The organism is Pseudomonas sp. GM50, from assembly GCF_000282375.1.
In the GTDB taxonomy this organism is placed as follows: Bacteria; Pseudomonadota; Gammaproteobacteria; order Pseudomonadales; family Pseudomonadaceae; genus Aquipseudomonas.
The window spans coordinates 324,829-348,477 of the sequence record NZ_AKJK01000042.1; the positions used below are offsets into that span (position 1 = coordinate 324,829).

A 23,649-nucleotide genomic window follows, 5' to 3' on the forward strand; every position below is an offset into this window, starting at 1 on the left:
CCGAAGAATTACCAATGAGTTATAGCTGCTGATTTGGAAAAAGCGCTGACCGTCGGGCGGGCGTCATTATTTTGTCTGATTCAACACCTGAAGAATCGCCGCGGTTTGTGCGTCCGGTGTACCGTCGAAACGGGAAGGGCGAAAATGCAGCTGAAAGGCGGCCAGTACATTGCGTGTTTCTACATCCAGTTCGCCGGTTTGCGGCGTGGCATAGCCGAAGCGGGCAAGCTGCCCCTGAAACCAACTGATGCTTGGCAGTTGCACGGCGAACTGCGCTTGCTGCCGCGCCACGGCCTGCTCGTTCGGCCAGATCCCCAGGCCTTCGGCAGCCAGGCGTTTCCAGGGGAACAGCGGGCCGGGGTCGAGCTTGCGCATCGGTGCGATGTCGCTATGGCCAATGATATGGCGGGGGCTGATGCCCTGGCGCTTGCTGATGTCCTTGAGCAGGAAGATCATCGACTGAATCTGGGCTTCGCTGTAGGGATACCAGAGACGCCCGTTCGGGGTGTCCTCAAAGCCCTGATTAACGATCTCGATACCAATGGAGCTGGAGTTCAGCCAGGTCCGGCCTTGCCATTCGCTTTCGCCAGCGTGCCAGGCCCGGAAATTTTCATCCATCAGCTTATAAATAGTGGCGCGCTTGTCGTCGCTAATCAGGTAGTGACTGCTGACCTCACCATGGGTCAGCAATTGCAGCGAAGTCTCCAGGGATGCGGAGGTGTAATGCATCACCACGAACTGAATGCGACTGTCGTGATTGGCTGAAGGGTGACTGGTATCGATTCGGGGGCCGCTGGCACAACCGGCTAATAGAAGCAGCGACGCAATAAGAACAAGACATTTCATGGCGGGAGGCAGTACACGCAAGACAATAATGCAACAGTGTAACGGTATTGCCTTGCGCGCAGAGGGCAAAAAGTGCTGTTTTAAACAAAATGGAACAATTAGCTATCAGCCCAGTTCTATTCGATTCCGGCCATTATTTTTCGCCCGATATAGCGCCTGATCAGCTCTTTTAAGCACAAGATCGCTATGTTCGCCCGATCTGAAGGCGGTCAGTCCCATGGAAATAGTGACGGTGACTCGCTCGCCCTTGAAGTGGAACGGGCAGGCTTCGATCGATGCGCGCAAGGTTTCCAGTAGTTTCGCGCCGACCATAGGAAGTGTGGCAGGCATCAATAGCACAAACTCCTCACCGCCAAATCGGGCAATAAAATCAGTCCCGCGCAGACGCTTGCGTAGCACGTTGGCGATGATTTTCAGTACCTTGTCGCCCGCCAGATGGCCATAGTTGTCATTGATGCGTTTGAAATGGTCGAGGTCGAGCATTGCCAGCAACAGGGTATTGCCATGTTGTTGCCATTGGCCTATTTCGTGCTCCAGGCGTTCGCTCCAGGCTGCTCGATTCGGCAGGCTGGTCAATGGATCGATCAACGCCTTCTGGCGCTGCTCTTCGAGATGCTCGCGGTAGCCCAGGGCTTCCTGCTCCATGTGGGCAACCCTTTCGGCCAGGCTTTGCAGGCGGGCTGCTACTTCCTGCTCACGCTCGTCACGCTGCTTCTGGTGTTGGTCCATGGTGCCGAGCAGGCCTTCGAGATGGTTTTCCAGCACGTGCTTGAGGTCATCAAGGTCTGCCGCTTCCTGCATGCTGCTTTGCAAGCCGTCGACTTGCTCGCGAATCTGCGTGTCCATTTCCCGCGCGGCCGAGCGGTTGTCGGCGTGGCCGTCGCTCGCGGCTTGCAGGTTGCTCTGAAATGACTCGAGGCGTTCGTTGAGTTGCTGCAGATAGGCTTCGAATTCGTGCTGGCCGCTGTCGGTGATCGCCAGCATCAAGGTTGCCAGGTCATCGAGAATCGGTAGCAATTCATACCAGTTCAAGCCATTTTGAAGACGATCACGCATCGCCTCGGCTTGCGGACGATGGCGCTCGGGCAGCGTCAGGTCATCGAGAAGGCCCAGCAGCGTATCTTCGATATGCTTGGCGACAGAGCTGTAGGACGGCTCCGGCGAGTCCGGCAGCGCATACAGAATATCGTGCTCGGGCTGCTCGGGCTGCTCGGGCTGCTCTGGATCGATGGCCATCGGAGTCAGTTCATCGGGGTTGATTGCCGACTGAGCCTGAGTGGCCGATAGGGTAACCGCTTGAACCGGTTCTTGTGGTTGCTCGATATTCGGTCGGGTTTGTAATTCCGGGACCTGGCTGTTAGTAGCTTCTGGCTCAAGGACGGGCGGGACAAATGCCACGACTTCAGCCTCAGGTGCCATTGCTGTTGGCGCCTGAATTGGCGGTGGCTCAGGGTGTGCAGCGGCGGGTAGGGCGGCTTCTACGGTTGGCAATACCCCTTGCGGTTTATCGGCGCCCGGCGAGAGATTGGCCATCGCTTGTGGGGGCTCGGCCGGTACTGCAACCGATTCGACAGGTTGCGGGGTTGGCATTTGCGATTCGGAGGCGGCGAGCTGTGGCGCGGTCTCTTCCGTTTCCCTGCCGAACAACCGCTGCAGGAAGCCCGGACGATCAGGTTCGGCAGGGTTCTCCAGCAGGTTCAAGGCTTTGCCTTGCAAGCCACTCAGCTCGCTGAGCAGCAATGGAATTTCGCGAGCTTGGCCTACGCGTCCGTCCAGCTGTTTGGCGAATTTTTTCAGCGGTTGGCTCACTTCCCGGGGCAGCGGCAACGCTTGCAGCTGAGAGACCAGCGCCGTCAGGGCGGCACTGACTTGATCGACCCGGGTTTCCCGGCGTTGCTCGGAGTCGAGTACGGCTTTTTCCAGGCGCGGCAGCAAGGCTGCCAGGCCGGCGTCCATGTCATCGGTGCGTACGACTTCGCGCATTTCCTTCATGCATTGGTCAACGGCGCGATCGGTGCCTTCCGCGGCCAGGGTACTGCGCACCAGCCCGCGACGCAGCAAGTCGAGCCGGGCGTCCCATCGACGTTCCAGCTTTTCTTGTTGTTCGATGCTTTTGAGGTATTTCTCTTTCCAGCGCTGTGTTTCGTCGCTCATTCAGGCAGGACTCAACGCGGGCAATGCATCGGCCGTGAGCGAACCCGGCAGACGAATCTCTACCGCGACCGGCAGGTGATCGGAAATGGGCTGTGCCAGCACTTCGACCTTTTCAAGGGTCAGAGTGGGGCTGAGCAGAATATGGTCCAGGCAGCGCTGCGGGCGCCAGCTGGGAAAGGTCGCTTCCAGTTGCGGCGCGAGCAGGCCCAAATCACGCAACGGGGAGTTTTGCAGCAAGTCACTGGCATGGGTGTTCATGTCGCCCATCAGCACCTGGTGTTTATAACCGCCGATCAACTCGCGGATGTAGGCCAGTTGCAGGCTACGGGCGCGGGCGCCCAGCGCCAGGTGCATCATCACCACCACGAGCGCTTCCGGACCTTCGCCGAAGCGCACCAGAATGGCCCCGCGACCCTTGGGCCCCGGCAGTGGATGATCTTCAATCGCCCACGGGCGCAGGCGGCTGAGCACGCCATTGCTGTGCTGGCCGAGATGACCGAGATTGCGATTGAGTTGTTGATACCAGTAGGGGAAGGCACCGAGCTGCGCCAGGTGTTCGACCTGATTGACGTAGCCTGATCGCAGGCTGCCGCCATCGGCTTCCTGCAAGGCGACCAGATCGAAGTCGCCCAGCAGATTACCGATTTTCTGCAGGTTGTCGGCGCGCCCGGTGTGTGGCAACAGATGCTGCCAGCCGCGGGTCAGATAGTGCCGATAGCGCTCGGTACTGATGCCGACCTGGATATTGAAACTGAGCAAACGCAGACGGCTGTCCACGGGCAACCCCGATTCCAGGTGATGCTCGTTGACCCGCGGATGATGCAGGCCAACGATGCGTTCAGTTCCCCAGCGGCGCATGGCAGGTGCCGCGCTTAGTTGGCGACGGCCTTGGTTGCCGCTCGCTCTTTGGCAACCAGTTGGTCGGCCAGTTTCAGCGCTTGTTCGGCACCGCCGGCAGAGCCGATGTCAAAGCGATACTTGCCGTTGACGATCATGGTAGGCACGCCGGTGATTTCATATTTCTTTGCAAGTTCTTTGGCTTTGTTGATCTGGCCCTTGATGGCGAAAGAGTCGAAGGTGGCCAGGAACTTGTCCTTGTCTACACCTTGGGTCGCCAGGAAGTCCGCCATGTCTTCTTTGTCGGTCAGTTTTTTGTGTTCTTTCTGAATCGCTTCGAAAACTGCCGCGTGAACCTTGCTTTCGACGCCCATGGCTTCAAGGGTCAGGAACATTTGGCCGTGTGCGTCCCAAGGGCCGCCAAACATGGCCGGAATGCGCACGAAGTTCACATCGGAAGGTAGCTTTTCAACCCATGGGTTAATGACGGGTTCGAAGGCATAGCAATGCGGGCAGCCGTACCAGAACAGCTCCACGACTTCGATTTTGCCAGGCGCGGCCACCGGGACCGGATTGCTCAGTTCGACATAGGGCGCTTCGGGTTTTTCGGCGGCTTGGGCAGTCATGCCGAACAGGCTGGCAGCGACGAGTGCGGCGCTGATGATCAGATTACGCATGCTTTACTCCTGGACAAATTGGGTCGCCTCGCGCGACCTGTTTTCAGACAGATCCTGGCGGGCTTGAGTTTGTAGTGTAACGGCAGCGGCCACAAAAAAGGGCAGCCAAAGCTACCCTTTTTATGTTTGCATCGACGGATTAATCGAGTGTTAACGTTGCAAGAGATGTACATCTCCAGCAACGCTTGTTCGATCGATCTCAGTGCAAGCCTTGAATATAGCTGGAGACTGCGGCGATATCTTCGTCACTCAGCTTTTTAGCGATGCTCTGCATCGGTTTGGTATCGCCGTCGTTGGTGCGGCCACCTTCTTCTTTTCTGAAGTCGGTCAATTGCTTGCCAACGTACTGGGCATGCTGGCCGCCCAGATGCGGGAAGCCGGCAGCTGCGTTGCCCTTGCCATCTGGAGAGTGGCAACCAGTGCAAGCTGGCAGGCCCTTGGCCAGATCACCGCCACGGAACAGTGCTTCACCGCGAGCCACGACTTTCGGGTCGGCGGCGCCAACGCTGCCTTTCTGGCTGGCGAAGTAGGCGGAGATATCAGCCAGGTCCTGATCGCTCAGGTTGGTCAGCAAGCCGGTCATTTCCAGTACCTGGCGTTTGCCGGACTTGATGTCGTGCAGCTGCTTGTTCAGATAACGCTCGCCCTGACCTGCCAGTTTCGGAAAGTTAGGCGCCATGCTATTACCATCCGGGCCATGACAGGCGCCACATACTGCGGCTTTCGCCTGACCAGCAGTCGCATCACCTGCAGCATGGGCAATGCCGGAGATCCCCACGGTCAACAGCAGACTCACGATCAATTTGTTCATCAGCTAATCCAACTACGGCTAAGGGTTAAAGAGTTATGGACCGGGTTTACTCGCTCATCCACTGGATGATGGCTCGGTAATCCTCGGCACTGCAGTCCATGCACAAACCACGCGGCGGCATCGCCTTGAAACCCTGGGTCACGTGTTGCACCAGCGTCTCCATACCTTTCGCCAACCTCGGCGTCCAAGCTTCCTGATCGCCCTTGCGGGGCGCCATGGGTAGTTGGCCGGAATGACAGGCACCACAAACACGGTTGTACACAGCTTCCGGATCCTGTGTAGCCTGAGCGCTGTAAAGCGGCATCAAGACACCGGCAGCTAGCAGCCATTTCGTCATAAAACGACCTTTTCAGGGTTGAGAGCGTGCTGCGTTCTAGTGCGCAATCAAGGTTAATCGCTCTCGTGAACTTCATCCTACGCTGGGACAAAGCGCACACAAAATCTGCGGCATTATATACTGGCGTCACTGAAACGGAAACGACACTGCTTGCCGCGTCCATTCCCGGCGCCGCCCACATCGGAAATCCCATGCAACTCAAGAACCCCATCCTCGGTCTGTGCCAACAGTCCACCTTCATGCTCAGCGCCGCCAAAGTCGACCAATGCCCCGACGACGAAGGCTTTGAAGTGGCCTTCGCCGGGCGTTCCAACGCCGGCAAGTCCAGCGCGTTGAACACCCTGACACACGCCAGCCTGGCGCGGACCTCGAAAACACCGGGTCGCACGCAGCTGTTGAACTTCTTCAAGCTAGACGATGAACGCCGTCTGGTCGACCTCCCGGGTTACGGTTATGCGAAAGTACCAATCCCGTTGAAGATGCACTGGCAGCGTCACCTCGAAGCCTATCTGGGCGGCCGCGAGAGTTTGAAAGGTTTGATTCTGATGATGGACATCCGTCATCCAATGACCGATTTCGACCTGCTGATGCTCGATTGGGCTGTCGCCAGCGGCATGCCGATGCATATTTTGCTGACCAAGGCAGACAAGCTGACCTACGGCGCGGCGAAAAACGTGCTGCTCAAGGTTCAGTCGGAAATCCGCAAGGGCTGGGGCGATACGATCACTATCCAGCTGTTTTCGGCACCCAAACGCTTGGGTCTGGAAGACGCCTACACTGTATTGGCGGGCTGGATGGAGTTGGCGGACAAGGGCAGCGAGGCTGCCGAGTAAGGCTTTACAGGTGAAAAGCCAGGCAAAAAAAACCCCGGACTTCATATGGGGAGGGAGAAGTTCCGGGGTTCAAGCTCCGGACCGCTAGGGCGGGGTCCAGATATCTGCCAACACTTAACACAACATAGGAGCATCGAAGGGCTTCACCAGCCATTCAGTATCTCTGAGTGGCGGTTCACGGATTTAGTTCAGACTATTTTCAAAAACCATTGGAAATAATCGATGTCATTTTCCGCACTATAGCCCTTCGTTATTTTGTGCTGCGGCATAAGGCCGCAGCACCGGCGTCTTTCAGGCCGTTCAGTGCGCCTCATCCCAGTTATTGCCTACGCCTACCTCGACCAGAAGCGGTACATCCAGCTGTGCTGCGCTACTCATGTGCACGCGAATGTCCTCACGCACCTGGTCGATCAGGTCCTCACGCACCTCAAGCACCAATTCATCGTGTACCTGCAGGATGACTTTGGCGTCCAGGCCTGACGATGTCAGCCAGTTATCCACCGTTACCATGGCTTTCTTGATGATGTCTGCCGCGGTGCCTTGCATCGGGGCGTTGATCGCCGTGCGCTCCGCAGCTTTGCGCAGGGCCTGGTTTTTCGCGTTGATTTCCGGCAGGTACAAGCGACGACCAAAGATGGTTTCGACGAAACCTTGCTCGGCGGCCTGCGCGCGCGTGCGCTCCATGTATTCCAGTACGCCGGGATAACGGGCGAAGTAGCGATCAATGTAGGCCTGGGACTGTTTGCGGTCTACGCCGATCTGCTTGGCCAGGCCAAACGCGCTCATGCCGTAGATCAAACCGAAGTTGATGGCTTTCGCGCTGCGACGCTGATCATTGGTGACCGCGTCCAGTTCGACGCCAAACACCTCTGCGGCCGTTGCCCGGTGTACATCGAGGTTGTTGCGGAAGGCGTGCAGCAAGCCTTCATCCTTGGCCAGATGCGCCATGATCCGCAGTTCGATTTGCGAGTAGTCCGCGGCCAGCAGCTTGTAGCCTTTCGGCGCGACGAACGCCTGACGAATCCGACGACCTTCGGCGGTACGGATCGGAATGTTCTGCAGGTTCGGGTCGATGGACGATAAGCGCCCGGTGGCGGCGACGGCTTGCTGGTAAGACGTATGAATGCGCCCGGTGCGAGCGTTGATCTGCTCTGGCAAACGGTCGGTGTAGGTGCTCTTGAGCTTGCTCAGCGAGCGGTATTGCATCAGCACCTTTGGCAGCGGGTAGTCCTGTTCGGCCAATTCGGCCAACACCGCTTCGGCAGTCGAGGCCTGGCCCTTGGCGGTTTTGCTGAGTACGGGCAAGCCGAGTTTTTCGTAGAGAATCACGCCCAGTTGCTTCGGCGAACCCAGGTTGAATTCTTCACCGGCAATGGCAAAGGCCTCGCGCTCAAGGGCGACCAGTTTATCGCCCAGTTCGACGCTCTGGATGCCCAGCAGGTTGGCATCCACGAGCGCGCCTTGGCGTTCGATTCGGGCCAGAACCGGCATCAGCGGCATTTCAATCTCGTTGAGCACTTTGCCCAGGCTTGGCGTTGCTGCCAGTTTTTCCTGCAAAGCCAGGTGCAACTGGAAGGTGACATCGGCATCTTCGGCAGCATAGGGGCCTGCCAGCTCAAGAGAGATCTGGTCGAAACTCAGCTGTTTGACGCCTTTGCCCGCGATCCCTTGAATGTCGGTCTTGCTTTGGCCCAGGTACTTGAGCGCCAGGCTGTCCATGTCGTGGCGGGTGGCCGTCGAGTCCAGGACGTAAGATTCGAGCATGGTGTCGTAGGCAATACCCTGAACAATAATCCCGTTGTTCTGATCGCCACCGATGGCGCAGTTGGCGAGGATATTGGTTTCGAACTTGGCGTGTTGGCCGACTTTCAGTTTGTTCGGGTTTTCCAGCAGCGGTTTCAACGCCAACAGCACCGTGTCGCGATCCAGTTGCTCCGGCACGCCCATGTAGGAATGGGTCAGCGGAATGTAGGCCGCTTCGTTGGCCGCGACGGAAAACGACAGACCCACCAGTTGTGCATGTTGTGCATCGCTGCCGTTGGTTTCGGTGACGAAGGCGATCAACGGCGCCTTGTCGAGCTTGTCCAGCCAGGCCTCGAAGTGCTTCTGGTCGAGGATGGTTTCGTACTTCGCTTCGGCAGCGTCCGGCTGTTCCTGGGCGACCTCGACAATGTCCTGCCCCGAGCGCTTGGCGTCACGCTGGTTCTCTTCGAACCAGCTTTTGAATTCCAGCAGGGTGTAGAGCTCGGCGAGCTTGTCGTGATCCGGCTTGCCCATTTGCAGGTCATCGAGACCGACGTCCAGCGGCACGTCGATCTTGATGGTTGCCAACCGATAAGAAAGAAAGGCCATTTCCTTATGTTCTTCGAGCTTGGCCGGCAGGGTTTTGGCGCCGCGAATCGGCAGGGACGGGACGATGTCGAGCTGCGCATAGAGCTCGGTCAGGCCGCCATTCACGCCGACCAGCAGGCCGGAAGCGGTCTTGGGGCCAATACCCGGAACGCCCGGGATGTTGTCGGACGAATCGCCCATCAGTGCCAGATAATCGATGATCTGCTCGGGAGCGACGCCGAATTTCTCCTTCACGCCCTCCACGTCCAGCGCGCTACCGGTCATCGTATTGACCAAGGTAATGTGCCCGTCGACCAGTTGCGCCATGTCCTTGTCGCCGGTGGAGATCACCACCGGACGGTCGGCGGCCGCGCTGCTGCGGGCCAGGGTGCCGATCACGTCATCGGCTTCGACGTTGTCCACGCACAGCAATGGAAAGCCCAGGGCCTTGACGCTGGCGTGCAGCGGCTCGATCTGGACCCGCATGTCGTCAGGCATGCTTGGGCGATTGGCCTTGTATTCGGCGAACATCTCGTCGCGGAACGTCCCGCCCTTGGCGTCGAATACCACGGCGAACGGGCTGTCCGGATACTGCTTGCGCAGACTCTTGAGCATGTTCAGTACGCCCTTGACCGCTCCGGTCGGCAGGCCTTTGGACGTGGTCAGCGGTGGCAGCGCGTGAAAGGCGCGGTACAGATAAGAAGAACCGTCCACCAGGACGAGGGGGGCTTGGCTCATGAGCAGGATCAACCTTTTCGGCGGGTCCGGCGCTAGAATAGCGGGACCGTTGACGACAAAGGGACAAGGTTATCATGCGCACACTAAATCGCTTGTTGCTGGCTGGCTTGTTTGCAATCACCCCATTGGCTGTCATGGCGGCGGACGACGCGCCCTCGGCGGACCCGGATGTAACAATCCGCACGGAAGGTGACAAAACCATTCAGGAATATCGGCAAAATGGTTTTTTGTATGCCATCAAGGTGACCCCGAAAGGCGGTAAACCGTATTTCCTGGTGCGCGCTGATGGCTCGGACGGTAACTTCATCCGCTCGGACCAGCCGGATATGCTGATTCCGTCGTGGAAAATATTTGAGTGGTAAACCGCTCCTAACTTAAATCGGCGCCGGCAGTCGCGGCGCCCGTACTGGCAGTTTTAACCATGTCTGTGTTCACCCCCCTGGCTCGGCCCGAGCTGGAAACCTTTCTCGCCCCTTACGGGCTCGGCCGCCTGCTTGATTTCCAGGGGATCGCCGCCGGTAGTGAAAACACCAATTTCTTTATCAGCCTGGAGCAGGGCGAATTTGTCCTGACCCTGGTCGAGCGCGGTCCGGTGCAGGAGATGCCGTTCTTCATCGAGCTGCTCGACGTGTTGCACGACGCTGACCTGCCGGTGCCTTATGCCTTGCGCACCACCGACGGCGTCGCGTTGCGCGAACTGGCCGGTAAACCTGCGCTGCTGCAACCTCGTCTGGCGGGCAAGCACATCAAGGACGCCAACGCGCAGCATTGCGCTCAGGTCGGCGAGCTGCTGGCTCATCTGCACCTGGCGACCCAGGCAAACATGATCAAACGCAAAACCGATCGCGGCCTGGACTGGATGCTGGAGGAGGGCACGCAGTTGCTTTCGCATCTGAATGCCGAGCAAAGCGATTTGCTGCAACGGGCGCTGGATGAGATCACACAGCAGAAGACGAAAATTCTGGCGCTGCCGCGAGCCAACATCCATGCGGACCTGTTCCGCGATAACGCAATGTTCGAAGGCACGCACCTGACCGGGTTGATCGACTTCTACAACGCCTGTTCGGGGCCGATGCTCTATGACGTGGCGATTGCCTTGAACGATTGGTGTTCGGACGAACAAGGGCAGCTTGATGGCGCTCGGGCGCGGGCATTGCTGGGCGCTTATGCCGCGCTTCGACCGTTTACCGCTGCCGAAGCCGAGCTATGGCCGACCATGCTGCGCGTGGCATGCGTACGGTTCTGGTTGTCGCGGTTGATCGCCGCGGAGTCTTTCGCCGGGCAGGACGTGTTGATTCACGATCCTATGGAATTTCAGTTGCGGCTGATGCAGCGGCAGAAGGTCCACACACCGCTGCCTTTCGCCCTCTAAATTGTGGCGAGGGGGCTTGCCCCCGTTGGACCGGGCTGGCGCTCCAGTGCGAAGCGCTCCCCAGCAATTCATTGGGGGGCTCATGTGGGGCTGCTTCGCAGCCCGACGGGGGCAAGCCCCCTCGCCACAGTTCTACGGGACGCTTACAACGACTCCAGACACCCCGCCAAATCATTCCCCAGCTTTTCCAACACCTGCTCATACCCTTGAGCGGTCGCTGGCGTGTACCCGCCCAATGCATCCAGTTCCGCCAGTTTCACCGGCAGCCCGGCCACCAGGGTTTCTGCCAGGCGTGGGCGCAGCGGAGGCTCGCTGAACACGCAGGTCTTGCCGACTTCCTGCAACCGCGTGCGCATCGCTGCCACGTGTTGGGCGCCGGGCTGCACTTCGGCAGCGACACTGAACACACCGGTGTGCTTGAGGCCGTAAGCGTCTTCGAAGTAGTCGAAGGCTTCGTGGAACACGAAATATGGCTTGCCCGCGATACCCGCCAGACGGGCCTTCAGGCGCAGGTCTAAAGCATCCAGGCGCTCATCGAATGCCTTGAGGTTGCTCTGGTAGCGCACCGCGTTGGCCGGATCGGCGGCGCTCAGATCGGCGGCCATTTTGGTGGCGATCACTCGGGCGTTGATCGGTGACAACCACAAGTGTGCATCCAGGCTACCGGGGCGGTGATCGTGGTCATGCTCGTCGGCTTCTTCGGCGTGGGAATGGTTATCTTCGGCGAAATGTCGCAGTTTCAGGCCAGGCAAGTCCTGCACCGCGACGCTGGGCAGCGTACGACCTTTCAGCACGCGAGGCAGGAAACCTTCCATGTCCGGGCCGATCCAGTACACCAGATCCACCGATTGCACTTTCCGTACGTCGGAAGGGCGCAGGGCATAGTTATGGGGCGAGGCGCCAGGCGGCAGCAAGACTTCCGGAACTGCTACACCGTCCTGTACCGCAGCGGCGATCAGCTGCAGGGGCTTGACGCTGGTGAGGACTTTGACCTCGGCTTGAGCTGAGCCAATCAGCAGAAAAGTTGCGACAAATGCGACAAAGATAGAAAAAAGTCGGGACACGATGACCACTCGAAGAGGCGAGAACGGGTAACATAATAACGTCTCTCACAAAACTCGTCGCCGCTCATGCCTAAAACACCGATTGCCAGCCGTCCCCACGACCACTCTCATTGCGTTCATAGCGCACTGTCTGAGGCCGATGCCTTGTGCGCACGTCAGGGGCTGCGCCTGACCGCTTTGCGCCGGCGGGTGCTGGAACTGGTATGGCAAAGCCACAAACCGTTGGGTGCCTATGACATTCTGGCGGTGCTCAGCGAGCAGGACGGCCGCCGCGCCGCGCCTCCGACAGTGTACCGCGCACTGGATTTCCTGCTGGAAAACGGTTTGGTGCACCGCATCTCCTCGCTGAACGCCTTTGTCGGCTGCAATCACCCGGAACACGCCCACCAAGGCCAGTTCCTGATCTGCCGCGAATGCCACGCCGCCATCGAACTCGAACAGAAATCCATCAGCGACGCGATCATCAATAGCGCCAAAGATGTCGGATTCATCGTCGAGGCCCAGACCGTTGAAGTGATCGGTCTCTGCTCGGGTTGCCAGGGGGCTTGATGAGCAACGCGCTGATTCGCCTCGAGCAGGTGGCTGTCACCTTTGCCGGGCAAAACGTGCTGGACAACATCGAGCTGAGCGTCGAACCGGGGCAGATCGTCACCTTGATCGGCCCCAATGGTGCCGGCAAAACCACGCTGGTGCGCGCGGTGCTCGGTTTGCTGAAACCGGACAGCGGCAGCGTCTGGCGCAAGCCGAAGTTGCGCGTCGGTTACATGCCGCAAAAACTCCATGTTGATCCGACCCTGCCGCTGTCGGTGCTGCGCTTCTTGCGTCTGGTCCCGGGCGTGGACCGCGCTCGGGCGTTGGCCGCCCTTAAGGAAGTCGGTGCCGAACAGGTCATCGACAGCCCGGTGCAAAGTGTTTCCGGTGGCGAAATGCAGCGGGTGCTACTGGCGCGGGCATTGCTGCGCGAGCCGGAATTGCTGGTGCTCGATGAGCCGGTGCAAGGTGTCGATGTGGCCGGTCAAGCCGAGCTCTACAGCCTGATTACACGCTTGCGCGACCGTCATGGTTGCGGCGTTTTGATGGTCTCCCACGATCTGCATCTGGTGATGAGCACCACCGACCAGGTGGTGTGCCTGAACCGTCATGTTTGCTGCTCCGGGCATCCCGAGCAGGTCAGTGGCGATCCGGCGTTCGTCGAACTGTTCGGAAAGAACGCACAAAGCCTGGCGATTTATCACCACCATCACGACCACGCTCACGACCTGCATGGCTCGGTGGTCAGCGCGGCCCCGTCGGCCCCTACCCACGTTCATGGAGATAGCTGCAAGCATGGCTGATTTTCTGCTCTTTGCCCTGCTTGCAGGTCTGGCCCTGGCGCTGGTTGCGGGGCCGTTGGGTTCGTTCGTGGTCTGGCGACGCATGGCCTATTTCGGCGACACGCTGTCCCATGCCGCATTGCTCGGCGTGGCACTGGGTTTTCTGCTGGATGTCAGCCCGACCGTTGCCGTCACGGTAGGCTGCTTGTTGCTGGCGGTATTGCTGGTGACGTTGCAACAACGGCAACCACTGGCGTCCGACACGCTGCTGGGAATTCTCGCACCGAGCACGCTCTCGCTTGGCTTGGTGGTACTAAGCTTCATGCATGAAGTGCGGATCGACCTGATGGCTTATCTGTTCGGCGATTTGTTGGCGATCAGCCCGACCGATCTGGCCTGGATTCTCGGCGGTAGCGCGGCGGTGCTGGCATTGCTGGTCACGCTGTGGCGACCTTTGCTGGCGATCACGGTGCATGAAGAACTGGCCAAGGTGGAAGGTTTGCCAGTGGCGGGGTTGCGCCTGGCGCTGATGTTGCTGATCGCTGTGGTGATTGCGGTGGCGATGAAAATCGTCGGCGTGTTGCTGATTACTTCGTTACTGATTATTCCAGCGGCTGCGGCACAGCGTCATGCCCGCTCGCCGGAGCAGATGGCACTGGGCGCGAGCCTGCTGGGCATGCTCGCGGTGTGTGGCGGGCTGGCGTTGTCCTGGTTCAAGGACACCCCGGCCGGCCCGTCGATTGTGGTGACGGCCGCCGCGCTGTTTCTGCTGAGTTTTGTCCTGCCCCGTCGAGGGGTGTAGACTTGCTCGTTTTTTGCGCAAATAGAGAGTCGCAGGAATGAAGCTGTTCGCCTCCCGTTATCTGCTCCTTGTCGCATTTTCGCTGCTGCTGGGCGCTTGCCAGAGCACGCCACCGGCAGCCACCGAGGCCCCCGATGCACGGGCCACGGCTATCGCACAGCTGGAACAAAGCCTGGCCAGCAGCGAGCTGGCCACCGCCGAAGGGCAATTGGCGGCCTTGCAGGCCGAGTCGCCCAACGATCAATCCCTCGAGCAGTACCAACGGCAATTGGCCGAGGCTTATTTGCTGCGTAGCCAGATCGTGTTGCAAAAAGGTGATGTGAATGCAGCCGCCACCGCCCTCAGCCGTGCCCGGGTGCTGATGCCCAAGGCCCCGGCGCTGACCGGTGGTGTCAACAGCGCCATTGTCCATGCCCGCAAGGCTGAACTGGATAAAGCCGAAGCGGCTCTCAAGGCTGCCGAGGCCAAACCTCAGGCCAAAGTCATCGACCCGACGGCTGAAAGCACTACGGTGGCGTTGAATCTCACCGATATGAGCAAGCTTCGTCGTCAACTGGATGCCATTGCCGCCGATGTGGTGAATTATCAGTGCGACGTGAGCATTCAGGCGCCACGCACTCAGGATTACCCTTGGCTGGCCACGCTGCTGACCAAGCGGGTGAAGAAGCTGGATTCGGAGTTTGATCTGAAGCTGGAGAAGCAGATTCTGCGCAACATTCCGGCGCAGATGGTTTTGAGTCCGCGCAAGCCTTAAAAGCTTCGCGGGCAAGCCTCGCTCCTACAGGTTGGTATCGTTTCCGTAATCAACGAACGACACTAAACCTGTAGGAGCGAGGCTTGCCCGCGAAGGCGTCCTCCTGTTCGATAAAGATCCTCAAGCCGGAACCGCCTTGGCCTTAGGCCTCCTACCTTTGATCGCGTTATTGCCAAATCGCTGGTTGAATGCGGAATAAATGCTAATAACCTCTATACGGACAGGCTAAAATGCCCGCCCGGCTAACCGCTGATCCTTTTCCAACGCGCCCCACAAGGTTCGCTACGTGATCGAGTTTCAAAACGTCCACAAAACTTACCGCGTTGCCGGTAAGGATATTCCCGCCCTGCACCCGACCAGTCTGACGATTGATAATGGTCAGGTTTTTGGTCTGATCGGCCATTCCGGCGCGGGGAAAAGTACCCTGCTGCGTCTGATCAATCGCCTGGAAAACTCCAGTGGCGGCAAGATCATCGTCGATGGCGAAGAAGTCACCGCGCTGGACGCCAATAGCCTGCGGCGTTTCCGTCAGCAGGTCGGGATGATTTTCCAGCACTTCAACCTGCTGGCGTCCAAAACCGTGGCCGATAACGTCGCGCTACCGCTGACCCTCGCCGGTGAACTGTCCCGTCGCGAAATCGACCAGCGTGTGGCGGAGTTGCTGGCGCGGGTCGGCCTGTCTGACCATGCGAAAAAGTACCCGGCGCAATTGTCCGGTGGTCAGAAACAGCGTGTCGGCATCGCCCGCGCCCTGGCAACCAAACCGAAAATCCTGTTGTGCGATGAAGCTACCAGTGCCCTGGACCCGCAAACCACCGCGTCGGTCCTGCAACTGCTGGCCGAGATCAACCGCGAACTGAAACTGACCATCGTCCTGATCACCCACGAAATGGATGTGATCCGTCGGGTCTGCGATCAGGTAGCGGTGATGGATGCCGGCAAGATCGTCGAGCAAGGTTCGGTGGCCGAGGTGTTCCTGCATCCCAAGCACCCGACCACCAAGCGCTTCGTGCAGGAAGACGAGCAAATCGACGAAAGCGAACAGCGCGACGACTTCGCTCACGTACCGGGGCGCATCGTGCGTCTGACCTTCCAGGGCGAAGCGACCTACGCGCCGTTGCTGGGCACCGTCGCTCGGGAAACGGGTGTGGACTACAGCATCCTGGCCGGTCGTATCGATCGCATCAAAGACGTCCCTTACGGGCAATTGACCCTGGCCGTTACTGGTGGCGACATGGACGCGGCGTTTGCCCGCTTCACCGCAGCTGACGTCCACATGGAGGTGCTGCGCTGATGGAAGTCCTGATGAGTTTCTTTTCCAATATCGATTGGTACGAAATCTGGCTGGCTACCGGCGACACCCTGCTGATGCTCGGCGGTTCGCTGTTGTTCACTGTACTGTTGGGTCTGCCGCTGGGCGTGTTGTTGTTCCTGTGCAGCCCGCGCCAGTTGCTGGAAGCCAAAGGCGTCTACGCGATGCTGTCGCTGGTGGTGAACATTCTGCGTTCACTGCCGTTCATCATTCTGCTGATCGTGATGATTCCGTTCACCGTGTTGATCACAGGTACCTCCCTGGGGGTTGCCGGTGCGATTCCACCGCTGGTGGTGGGCGCAACTCCGTTTTTCGCACGACTGGTGGAAACCGCCCTGCGTGAAGTGGATCGCGGCATCATCGAGGCGACCCAGGCCATGGGCGCGACGACACGACAGATCATCACCAATGCCTTGTTGCCGGAAGCCCGTCCCGGCATCTTCGCGGCGATTACGGTGACAGCGATTACACTGGTGTCCTACACGGCAATGGCCGGTGTGGTCGGCGCTGGCGGTCTGGGCGACCTGGCGATCCGTTTCGGTTACCAGCGCTTCCAGACGGATGTGATGGTTGTGACGGTGGTGTTGCTGCTGATGCTGGTTCAAGTGCTGCAAACCGTTGGCGACAAATTGGTTGTCCATTTCTCACGTAAATAAGTCATGAGCCGGCCATTCGCTGGCAGGCGCCATACGGGCGTCTCACAAGGAGTTAGCTGAATGAAAAAACTACTCGTCGCGTTCGCTGCCGTTGCAGCCTTTTCCGCACACGCTGCCGACACCCTGACTGTCGCGGCTACCCCGGTGCCTCACGCGGAAATCCTCGAGTTCGTTAAACCGGCCCTGGCCAAAGAAGGCGTGGACCTGAAGGTCAAAGTCTTCACCGACTACATCCAGCCGAACGTGCAGGTGGCCGAGAAGCGTCTGGACGCCAACTTCTTCCAGCACCAGCCGTACCTGGATGAGTTCAACAAGGCCAAAGGCACCAACCTTGTCAGCGTTGCCGGTGTGCACCTGGAGCCGCTGGGCGCTTACTCCAGCAAGTACAAATTGCTGACCGAGCTGCCGGGCGGCGCCAACGTGGTGATCCCGAACGACGCCACCAATGGCGGTCGTGCGCTGTTGCTGCTGGCGAAGGCTGGCCTGATCAAGTTGAAGGATTCGAACAACATCCTGTCGACCGTGAAGGACATCACCGAGAACACCAAGGACCTGAAATTCCGTGAACTGGAAGCCGCGACCATTCCGCGCGTGCTGACTCAGGTCGACCTGGCGCTGATCAACACCAACTACGCGCTGGAAGCCAAGCTTGATCCATCCAAGGATGCGCTGGTCATCGAAGGCAGCGACTCGCCGTACGTGAACATCCTCGTTGCCCGTCCAGACGACAAGGACAGCGCCGCGATGCAGAAACTGGTTGCTGCCCTGCACAGCCCGGAAGTGAAAGCCTTCATTCTTGAGAAGTACAAAGGCGCGGTATTGCCGGCGTTCTGATGTTAAAGGGGACGCAGAGCGTCCCTGGCTGCATTCCCACGCGGAGCGTGGGAACGATCAAAAACGGGGACGCATTGATTGCGTCCCCGTTTTTTATGCCTGAAATACCACCCCTGTAGGAGCCAGGCTTGCCGGCGAAGGCGCCCGTGATATCGCTTTCGCCGGCAAGCCTGGCTCCTACGGTTCTGTGTTGGTTATTCGCGCTTGAGCATTACCGGCAACTGCGTGACCAGTTTCTGGTTATTCAACGGTGCACGAATGAACCCACGCTGCGTCCCGTCCGGGCCGAGCACCGCCAGGTTGCCGCTGTGGTCGACGGTGTAGTTAGGCTTGCTGGTGTCCGCCGGAATAAACGGAATACTCACCGCATTGGCCAGTTTCTGAATGTCTTCGACCGAGGACGCAGTCAGCCCGATGAACTGCGGATCGAAGTAGCCCAGGTACTGCTTGAGCTGCTTGGGCGTGTCGCGATTCGGGTCGACGCTGACCAAAACGATCTGCAACTTGTCCACCGAATCTGCCGGCAGTTCGCTCTTGATCTGCCGCAGCTGGGCGAGGGTGGTCGGGCAGATGTCCGGGCAGAAGGTGTAGCCGAAGAACAGCAAACTCCACTTGCCTTTCAGCTCGTTGACTGCCACCGGTTTACCGTCCTGATCGGTCATCTTCACGTCCGGCAGGTTACGGCTTTGGGGCAACAGGATGATCCCCGCATCGATCAGTGCCGTCGGGTCGCCCTGGTTTTTTCCGGTCAGTACTTTATTGATGGTCAGGCCCAGGATCAGCGCGATCAAGGCGACGAGAATGAAGACGGTTTTCTGGGTTCGAGTCATAGGTTCAACAGTAAGTAGTGGTCTACGAGCAGCGCGATAAACAGCAGGAACAAGTAGTAAATAGAGTACTTGAACGTGTTGATCGCCGCGTGCGGCCGAGTGCCACGGTACAGCACCACGGCCCATTGCAGAAACCTCGCGCCCAGTACGAGGGCACAAATCAGGTAGAGCACGCCGCTCATGTGGATCACGTAGGGCATCAGGCTGACGGCCAGTAGCGCAAAGGTATAAAGCAGGATGTGGACTTTGGTGTAGTGCTCGCCATGGGTCACCGGCAGCATCGGAATGTCAGCCTTGGCGTATTCCTCCTTGCGGTGAATCGCCAGTGCCCAGAAGTGCGGCGGGGTCCAGGCAAAGATGATCAGCACCAGCAGCAACGGTTCGGCACTGACATGACCGGTGGCGGCGGTCCAGCCGAGCAGCGGCGGGGCCGCACCAGCGAGGCCGCCGATGACGATGTTCTGCGGCGTCGCACGTTTCAGGAACCCGGTGTAGACCACGGCATAACCGAGCAACGACGCGAGGGTCAGCCATGCCGTCAACGGGTTGGTGAAGGTCAGCAGCAAGGCCTGGCCGAGCAGCGCCAGCACCAGAGCGAAAGTCAGCGCAGCGCTCGGAGATACCCGACCTTCGGCCAAGGGTCGCTTGTGGGTCCGGGCCATGACAGCGTCGATGCGCCGGTCCACCACATGGTTGACCGCCGCCGCACCGCCGGCACACAAGGCAATCCCCAGATTGCCGAACACCAGCACCGTCCACGGCACCCCGGCGCGTGTCGCGAGAAACATGCCGACCAGCGAGGTGATGAGCATCAGCACCACCACTTTCGGCTTGGTCAGCTCCAGGTAATCGCGCCAGATTGCCTGACTGTGACGTTCGCCGATCAGGGTCGCCATGGCATTTCTCCTTTTATTGTTATGGGCCCGGCCGAGTGTTTACGCAGGCTGAGGCGCCAGCGTACCGGGGGCTGATGCTTGACCCGAACCAGGCTGGTTCGCGCGTGATAATTGACCAGCACCATCGTCAGCAGCAGCGCTGCGCCACCGGCGTTGTGGGCGACGGCCACCGGCAGCGGCAAGTGAAACACCACGTTGCTGATACCCAGGGTGATTTGTGCGGCAAGGGCGATCAGCACCATGGCGGCCAGGCGCGTCATGCCGACGACCTTCAGTTGCCAGGCCAGACCGAGCAGAACGAGGGTGACCAGTAGCGCGCCAATACGGTGAGTCAGGTGAATTGCGGTGCGGGCATCGCTGTCCAGTTGTCCGCCCAGGTAATTGGGGCCGATGTGTTGGGTCAGGTGAAAGCCGTTGGCGAAATCAGTCGGTGGCAGCCATTGTCCGTGGCACATCGGAAAGTCGATGCAGGCCACCGCCGCGTAATTGGAGCTGACCCAGCCACCAAGGGCAATTTGCAGGATCACCAGCAGCAAGCCGGCGGTTGCCCAGTGCTGCAAACGCCGTGGCACGGTCAGCGCCGGCAATACACCGGACAGACGCAAGGTCAGTAGAAACAACAGGCTCAAGGTCGCAAAGCCACCGAGTAAATGCCCGGTGACCACTTGCGGCCACAGCTTGAGCGTCACCGTCCACATGCCGAACGCCGCTTGGCCGATCACCACCGCCAGCAGGAAAAGCGGCAACTTCACCGGCTGTCCCGGATGATGACGATGGACCCAGGCGCGGCCCGCCAGTACTGCGATCAACAGGCCCAGTGTGCCGGCGAAGTAGCGATGGAGCATCTCGTTCCAGCCTTTGTGGGCTTCTACCGGCGCGTCGGGAAAATGCAGTTCGGCATGGGCCAGTTGGGCTTCACTTTGCGGCACGCTGATAAAGCCGTAGCAACCAGGCCAGTCCGGACAGCCGAGGCCTGCATGGGTCAGGCGTGTGTAGGCGCCGAGCAACACCACAATCAGTGCCAGCAAGGTGGCAAACAGCGCGAGGCGAAATCCAGGTTTGGCCATGACGATGCCCTTATCCGATGTTCGACAGTTTCAGCAAATGGCGCAGGTCGTTGAGCAGGTCCTTGCCCTTCACCGTCGGGTCGTAGCGCAGCACCAGATTGCCGTGAGGGTCGATGATCCACAGGTGCGGCGTGTCATTGCTCTGCGCGCCTTTAATATAGGTCGGCAAGTCCAGTGAGTAGCGTTGCAACTGCGGGTACTCGCGTTGAAGTTTAGTCTCGTAATCGCTGTTCAGCGGCTGCGCGATGGCCAGCGCATGGCTGGCGCGGGAGGCATCGCGACCGAGGCCGATCTGGATCTGGCGCGCCAGATAAACCAGCTGCTGGCAGTCCACCGAACAGTCCTTTGGCGCGGTCACCAGCAACTGCCAGCGGTCTTCTTGCGCCGGTATGCCGATGTCGGCGCGGGTCTGGCCATTGCCGATCAGTTCGCCGTGATAACTGCGGCCCTCCGGCACCCAGAACTGCAATTTGTACATGCCGGTGGCGAGGATCATCGGACCCACCACTCCCAACAGGATCAGCAACAACTGCAAGCGCCCGCGCCGACGATTTACCGGCGTTTTCGCCTCAGACATGCCGAGTGGATTCATGGCCGCTCCCATTATTTTTCTCCTTTGCGTTGTGCCAGCCGAGATAGAGGTAAAGGCCGAGCAGGGCTATCGACAGGGCGAACCACTGCACGGCATAAGCCAAGTGTTTTTCTGGCCCCATGGCCACCACCGGCCAATCGGCCTGATAGGTCGCGGGACCGCTTTGCGCGCGTAATTCGTAGGCGAAACCGTCACGGTCAAGCGCCGCCCAGAGCCTGGCCGGTTCAATAGCGGTGACCAGTTGTGGCCAGGTTTTGGCGTCTGGGTCGGCGTGCAATTGGAACGTTGCGCCGGGGGAGACGTAGACCCAGGCGTCGAGGCTCAATGCCTGAGTCGGTGTGGTGAATGACGGCGGTGTGCGCCGATCCGGCCACGGTAACCAACCGCGATTGACCAGCAGCCAGAGCCCGGTTGCCCGGTCCTGGAACGGTTGCAGCAGCTCGACCCCGACCTTGCCGTCGCGCTGACGGTTGTCCAGCAGCAGGCTGTGTTCGGCATCGAATTGGCCATGCAGGCGAACCCGGCGGAAGGCCGGATCTTCGGTGTGTTGCAGTTCAGTGCTGGCCATCGGTTCGGCTACCCGGCGCTCGGCGTAGCTTTGCAGCAGCGCGCTTTTCTCCGCGCCCCGGCTCAACTGCCAGAACCCCAGTGACACCAGCAAAGGCAGCAGCACCGCGACCACCAGGGTCGGCACGAGGCCCGGCCGGAAGCGTTTCATGGCGTCGCCAGAAAGTCGGTAGTCGCGATAGCTATACTCAAATGCATCGCCTGTTCCCCGGAGTGTCACCATGCTCAAAGCAGCCATCGTCCTGATGCTGATTGCCACGGTCGTCAGCCTGTTCAGCGGCCTGTTTTTTCTGGTCAAGGACGACAGCCACTCCAATCGCCTGGTCATCGCCTTGAGTGTTCGTGTTGCGCTGGCCGCCGCCACTGTCGGCTTGATCGCCTGGGGTTTTTTCAGCGGCCAGTTGGTATCTCACGTGCCTTGGTAGGCAGAGAGTCAAGGCTCAGAGCACGTAGACGAAAACGAACAGACCGATCCACACCACGTCCACGAAGTGCCAGTACCAGCTCGCCGCCTCGAAGGCGAATTGATGGTCGGCATCGAAGTGCCCGCGCATGATCCGCATCAGCATGACGAACAGAATGATGGTGCCGATGGTCACGTGGGCGCCGTGGAAACCGGTGAGCATGAAGAACGTTGCGCCATAGATGCCTGAACCCAGGGTCAGGCCCAGCTCGTGGTAGGCGTGCAGGTATTCTTCGGCCTGGAAACCGAGGAACGCGCAGCCGAGCAACACGGTCAGCGCCAGCCAGATTTTCAGTGCGCCGCGATGGCCTTTCTTCAAGGCATGGTGAGCAATGGTCACGGTGACGCTGGAGCTAACCAGCAGCACGGTATTGAGCAGCGGCAGGCCCCAGGGGCTGATGACTTCCTTGGGGGGAGGAAAGAGTTTCGAGTCCGGGTTGTTCAGCAGCGGCCAGGTGAATTCAAACGCCGGCCAGAGCATGTGAGCGATGCCTTTGGTGCCTTCACCGCCCAGCGCCGGCCCCGCGATGTTGCGCACATAAAACAACGCACCGAAAAAGGCGATGAAGAACATCACCTCGGAGAAAATGAACCAGCTCATGCCCCAGCGGAACGAGCGGTCCATCTGTGCGCTGTACAACCCTTGGCGACTTTCCTTGATCACCGTACCGAACCAGCCGAACAGCATGTAGGCCAGCAGCAATCCGCCGACGAAAAAGATCAGCGGGCCGTGGGATTCCGGTCGCGCAGCCTTCAGGTCGTTGAACCAGGTGCCCAGGCCGAACACTGTGACGAACATGCCGACCGTGGCGATAATCGGCCATTTGCTCTGGGCTGGAACGTAATAATGTTCATGAGTTGCCATTTATTGTTCTCCTTATCGGGCACGCTTTAACGCCTAACCGCCGGTGCTTGCTGCAACAGCCACGGGTGGATGACGTGCGGTGATATCGAACAGCGTGTAGGACAGCGTCAGGTGCTTCACTTCCTTGGGCATGTCGCGGTCAACAATGAACCGTACCGGCATCTCGATTCGTTGACCGGGCTGCAGCACCTGCTGGGTGAAGCAGAAACATTCGGTCTTGTGGAAGTACGCCGCGGCTGCGCTGGGCGCGATGCTCGGCACCGCCTGGGCACTCATCGGGCGATCGGTGGGGTTGTGGGCGATAAAAATCATCTCGTTCACCGCCCCCGGGTGAGCGGTCAGCTCATCACTCTTGGGATAGAAATCCCAGGTCATGTCGGCGGAGTTGGTCGACAGAAACTGCACGCGAACCTGCCGCGAGGCGTCGACCGTTTGCTCGCCTTCATACTGTCCGGCGGTTTTGCCATTGATGCCGAATACCTTGCACATCACGTCGTAGATCGGCACCAGGGCAAAGCCGAAGACAAACATCGTTACCACCACCAGCAACAGGCGGGTGACCAGTTTCTTCATCGAAATCGAATCAGCCATGATTTCTAACCTCCACCGAGAACCCTGTGGGAGCGGGCCTGTGGCGAGGGGGCTTGCCCCCGTTGGGCTGCGAAGCAGCCCCAAAATCTCTGATGTTCCAGGATTTT

General features: G+C 59.3%; 26 protein-coding genes. 11 read left to right on the top strand and 15 right to left on the bottom strand.

All coding sequences use genetic code 11. From position 1 onward, the window contains the following. Positions 1-66 precede the first annotated feature (66 nt). From PMI30_RS20780 to PMI30_RS20755, 6 genes are all read right to left on the bottom strand, one after another. A complete protein-coding gene (locus tag PMI30_RS20780) occupies positions 67-846 on the bottom strand; it encodes an N-acetylmuramoyl-L-alanine amidase (protein ID WP_008007970.1) in 780 nt (259 codons plus the stop codon). 105 nt (positions 847-951) lie between these two features. After that, positions 952-3,000: a GGDEF domain-containing protein gene (locus PMI30_RS20775; protein WP_008007971.1), complete on the bottom strand. Its 2,049-nt coding sequence runs from the start codon at positions 2,998-3,000 to the stop codon at positions 952-954. Beyond that, on the bottom strand, positions 3,001-3,858 hold the full coding sequence (locus PMI30_RS20770) for an endonuclease/exonuclease/phosphatase family protein (RefSeq protein WP_008007972.1): 858 nt from the start codon (positions 3,856-3,858) through the stop codon (positions 3,001-3,003). A gap of 14 nt (positions 3,859-3,872) precedes the next feature. Beyond that, on the bottom strand, positions 3,873-4,514 hold the full coding sequence (locus tag PMI30_RS20765; protein WP_008007973.1) for a thiol:disulfide interchange protein DsbA/DsbL: 642 nt from the start codon (positions 4,512-4,514) through the stop codon (positions 3,873-3,875). 199 nt (positions 4,515-4,713) lie between these two features. Continuing rightward, on the bottom strand, positions 4,714-5,325 hold the full coding sequence (locus PMI30_RS20760) for a c-type cytochrome (protein WP_008007974.1): 612 nt from the start codon (positions 5,323-5,325) through the stop codon (positions 4,714-4,716). A 46-nt stretch (positions 5,326-5,371) separates the two neighbouring features. Further along, on the bottom strand, positions 5,372-5,662 hold the full coding sequence (locus PMI30_RS20755; RefSeq protein ID WP_003196231.1) for a c-type cytochrome: 291 nt from the start codon (positions 5,660-5,662) through the stop codon (positions 5,372-5,374). A 191-nt stretch (positions 5,663-5,853) separates the two neighbouring features. Here PMI30_RS20755 and yihA point away from each other — a divergent pair, with 191 nt between their 5' ends. Continuing rightward, positions 5,854-6,495, top strand: a complete 642-nt coding sequence (gene yihA, locus PMI30_RS20750; RefSeq protein ID WP_007902875.1) for a ribosome biogenesis GTP-binding protein YihA/YsxC — start codon at positions 5,854-5,856, stop codon at positions 6,493-6,495. A gap of 300 nt (positions 6,496-6,795) precedes the next feature. Here the strand turns inward: yihA and polA are convergent, their stop codons facing one another. Next, entirely contained in the window at positions 6,796-9,564 is a 2,769-nt protein-coding gene (gene polA, locus PMI30_RS20745) for a DNA polymerase I (protein ID WP_008007975.1), read from the bottom strand. A gap of 74 nt (positions 9,565-9,638) precedes the next feature. Here polA and PMI30_RS20740 point away from each other — a divergent pair, with 74 nt between their 5' ends. Continuing rightward, on the top strand, positions 9,639-9,926 hold the full coding sequence (locus PMI30_RS20740; RefSeq protein ID WP_008007976.1) for a DUF2782 domain-containing protein: 288 nt from the start codon (positions 9,639-9,641) through the stop codon (positions 9,924-9,926). Positions 9,927-9,985: 59 nt separating this feature from the next. Continuing rightward, positions 9,986-10,936 carry a homoserine kinase gene (locus tag PMI30_RS20735; protein ID WP_007902869.1) on the top strand — a complete coding sequence of 317 codons (951 nt, stop codon included), beginning with the start codon at positions 9,986-9,988 and terminating at the stop codon, positions 10,934-10,936. Between the two features lie 143 nt (positions 10,937-11,079). Here PMI30_RS20735 and PMI30_RS20730 read toward each other — a convergent pair whose 3' ends face one another. Next, positions 11,080-12,000 (bottom strand): zinc ABC transporter substrate-binding protein ZnuA, encoded by a 921-nt coding sequence (locus tag PMI30_RS20730; RefSeq protein WP_008007977.1) that lies wholly within the window; start codon positions 11,998-12,000, stop codon positions 11,080-11,082. 66 nt (positions 12,001-12,066) lie between these two features. On the opposite strand from PMI30_RS20730, the gene zur reads away from it, so the two are divergent. The 7 genes from zur to PMI30_RS20695 all read left to right on the top strand — a co-directional run bounded on the left by zur (position 12,067) and on the right by PMI30_RS20695 (position 17,671). Beyond that, the gene (zur, locus tag PMI30_RS20725) at positions 12,067-12,549 is read left to right on the top strand and encodes a zinc uptake transcriptional repressor Zur (protein WP_007902861.1); all 483 of its coding nucleotides are present in this window, start codon (positions 12,067-12,069) and stop codon (positions 12,547-12,549) included. Continuing rightward, positions 12,549-13,334 (top strand): zinc ABC transporter ATP-binding protein ZnuC, encoded by a 786-nt coding sequence (gene znuC / locus PMI30_RS20720; protein ID WP_008007978.1) that lies wholly within the window; start codon positions 12,549-12,551, stop codon positions 13,332-13,334. The genes zur and znuC overlap by 1 nt, the downstream gene beginning before the upstream one ends. Next, entirely contained in the window at positions 13,327-14,115 is a 789-nt protein-coding gene (znuB, locus tag PMI30_RS20715; protein WP_007902855.1) for a zinc ABC transporter permease subunit ZnuB, read from the top strand. The genes znuC and znuB overlap by 8 nt, the downstream gene beginning before the upstream one ends. A 37-nt stretch (positions 14,116-14,152) precedes the next feature. Next, positions 14,153-14,869 carry a PA5502 family lipoprotein gene (locus PMI30_RS20710; protein ID WP_007902852.1) on the top strand — a complete coding sequence of 239 codons (717 nt, stop codon included), beginning with the start codon at positions 14,153-14,155 and terminating at the stop codon, positions 14,867-14,869. A gap of 286 nt (positions 14,870-15,155) precedes the next feature. Then, on the top strand, positions 15,156-16,163 hold the full coding sequence (locus PMI30_RS20705) for a methionine ABC transporter ATP-binding protein (protein WP_008007979.1): 1,008 nt from the start codon (positions 15,156-15,158) through the stop codon (positions 16,161-16,163). After that, positions 16,163-16,837, top strand: a complete 675-nt coding sequence (locus PMI30_RS20700; RefSeq protein WP_008007981.1) for a methionine ABC transporter permease — start codon at positions 16,163-16,165, stop codon at positions 16,835-16,837. The genes PMI30_RS20705 and PMI30_RS20700 overlap by 1 nt, the downstream gene beginning before the upstream one ends. 60 nt (positions 16,838-16,897) lie before the next feature. Beyond that, positions 16,898-17,671, top strand: a complete 774-nt coding sequence (locus PMI30_RS20695; RefSeq protein ID WP_008007983.1) for a MetQ/NlpA family ABC transporter substrate-binding protein — start codon at positions 16,898-16,900, stop codon at positions 17,669-17,671. A gap of 194 nt (positions 17,672-17,865) precedes the next feature. Here the strand turns inward: PMI30_RS20695 and PMI30_RS20690 are convergent, their stop codons facing one another. From PMI30_RS20690 to PMI30_RS20670, 5 genes are read right to left on the bottom strand one after another with little or no spacing between them, the layout of a single operon-like run. Continuing rightward, positions 17,866-18,501 carry an SCO family protein gene (locus PMI30_RS20690; protein WP_008007985.1) on the bottom strand — a complete coding sequence of 212 codons (636 nt, stop codon included), beginning with the start codon at positions 18,499-18,501 and terminating at the stop codon, positions 17,866-17,868. Beyond that, on the bottom strand, positions 18,498-19,397 hold the full coding sequence (cyoE, locus tag PMI30_RS20685) for a heme o synthase (protein ID WP_008007987.1): 900 nt from the start codon (positions 19,395-19,397) through the stop codon (positions 18,498-18,500). Before cyoE ends, PMI30_RS20690 begins: the two co-directional genes overlap by 4 nt. After that, complete coding sequence (locus tag PMI30_RS20680) at positions 19,385-20,464, bottom strand: COX15/CtaA family protein (protein WP_008007989.1); 1,080 nt, start codon at positions 20,462-20,464, stop codon at positions 19,385-19,387. The genes cyoE and PMI30_RS20680 overlap by 13 nt, the downstream gene beginning before the upstream one ends. A gap of 10 nt (positions 20,465-20,474) precedes the next feature. Beyond that, complete coding sequence (locus PMI30_RS20675) at positions 20,475-21,068, bottom strand: hypothetical protein (protein WP_008007991.1); 594 nt, start codon at positions 21,066-21,068, stop codon at positions 20,475-20,477. Next, positions 21,034-21,774 (bottom strand): SURF1 family protein, encoded by a 741-nt coding sequence (locus tag PMI30_RS20670; protein ID WP_008007993.1) that lies wholly within the window; start codon positions 21,772-21,774, stop codon positions 21,034-21,036. Before PMI30_RS20670 ends, PMI30_RS20675 begins: the two co-directional genes overlap by 35 nt. 70 nt (positions 21,775-21,844) lie before the next feature. On the opposite strand from PMI30_RS20670, the gene PMI30_RS20665 reads away from it, so the two are divergent. Continuing rightward, positions 21,845-22,048 (top strand): twin transmembrane helix small protein, encoded by a 204-nt coding sequence (locus tag PMI30_RS20665; protein ID WP_007902820.1) that lies wholly within the window; start codon positions 21,845-21,847, stop codon positions 22,046-22,048. Positions 22,049-22,063: 15 nt separating this feature from the next. Here PMI30_RS20665 and PMI30_RS20660 read toward each other — a convergent pair whose 3' ends face one another. Both PMI30_RS20660 and PMI30_RS20655 read right to left on the bottom strand, forming a co-directional pair. Then, the gene (locus PMI30_RS20660; protein ID WP_008007995.1) at positions 22,064-22,951 is read right to left on the bottom strand and encodes a cytochrome c oxidase subunit 3; all 888 of its coding nucleotides are present in this window, start codon (positions 22,949-22,951) and stop codon (positions 22,064-22,066) included. Between the two features lie 33 nt (positions 22,952-22,984). Then, positions 22,985-23,542 carry a cytochrome c oxidase assembly protein gene (locus PMI30_RS20655; RefSeq protein ID WP_008007996.1) on the bottom strand — a complete coding sequence of 186 codons (558 nt, stop codon included), beginning with the start codon at positions 23,540-23,542 and terminating at the stop codon, positions 22,985-22,987. Between the last annotated feature and the right edge of the window lie 107 nt (positions 23,543-23,649).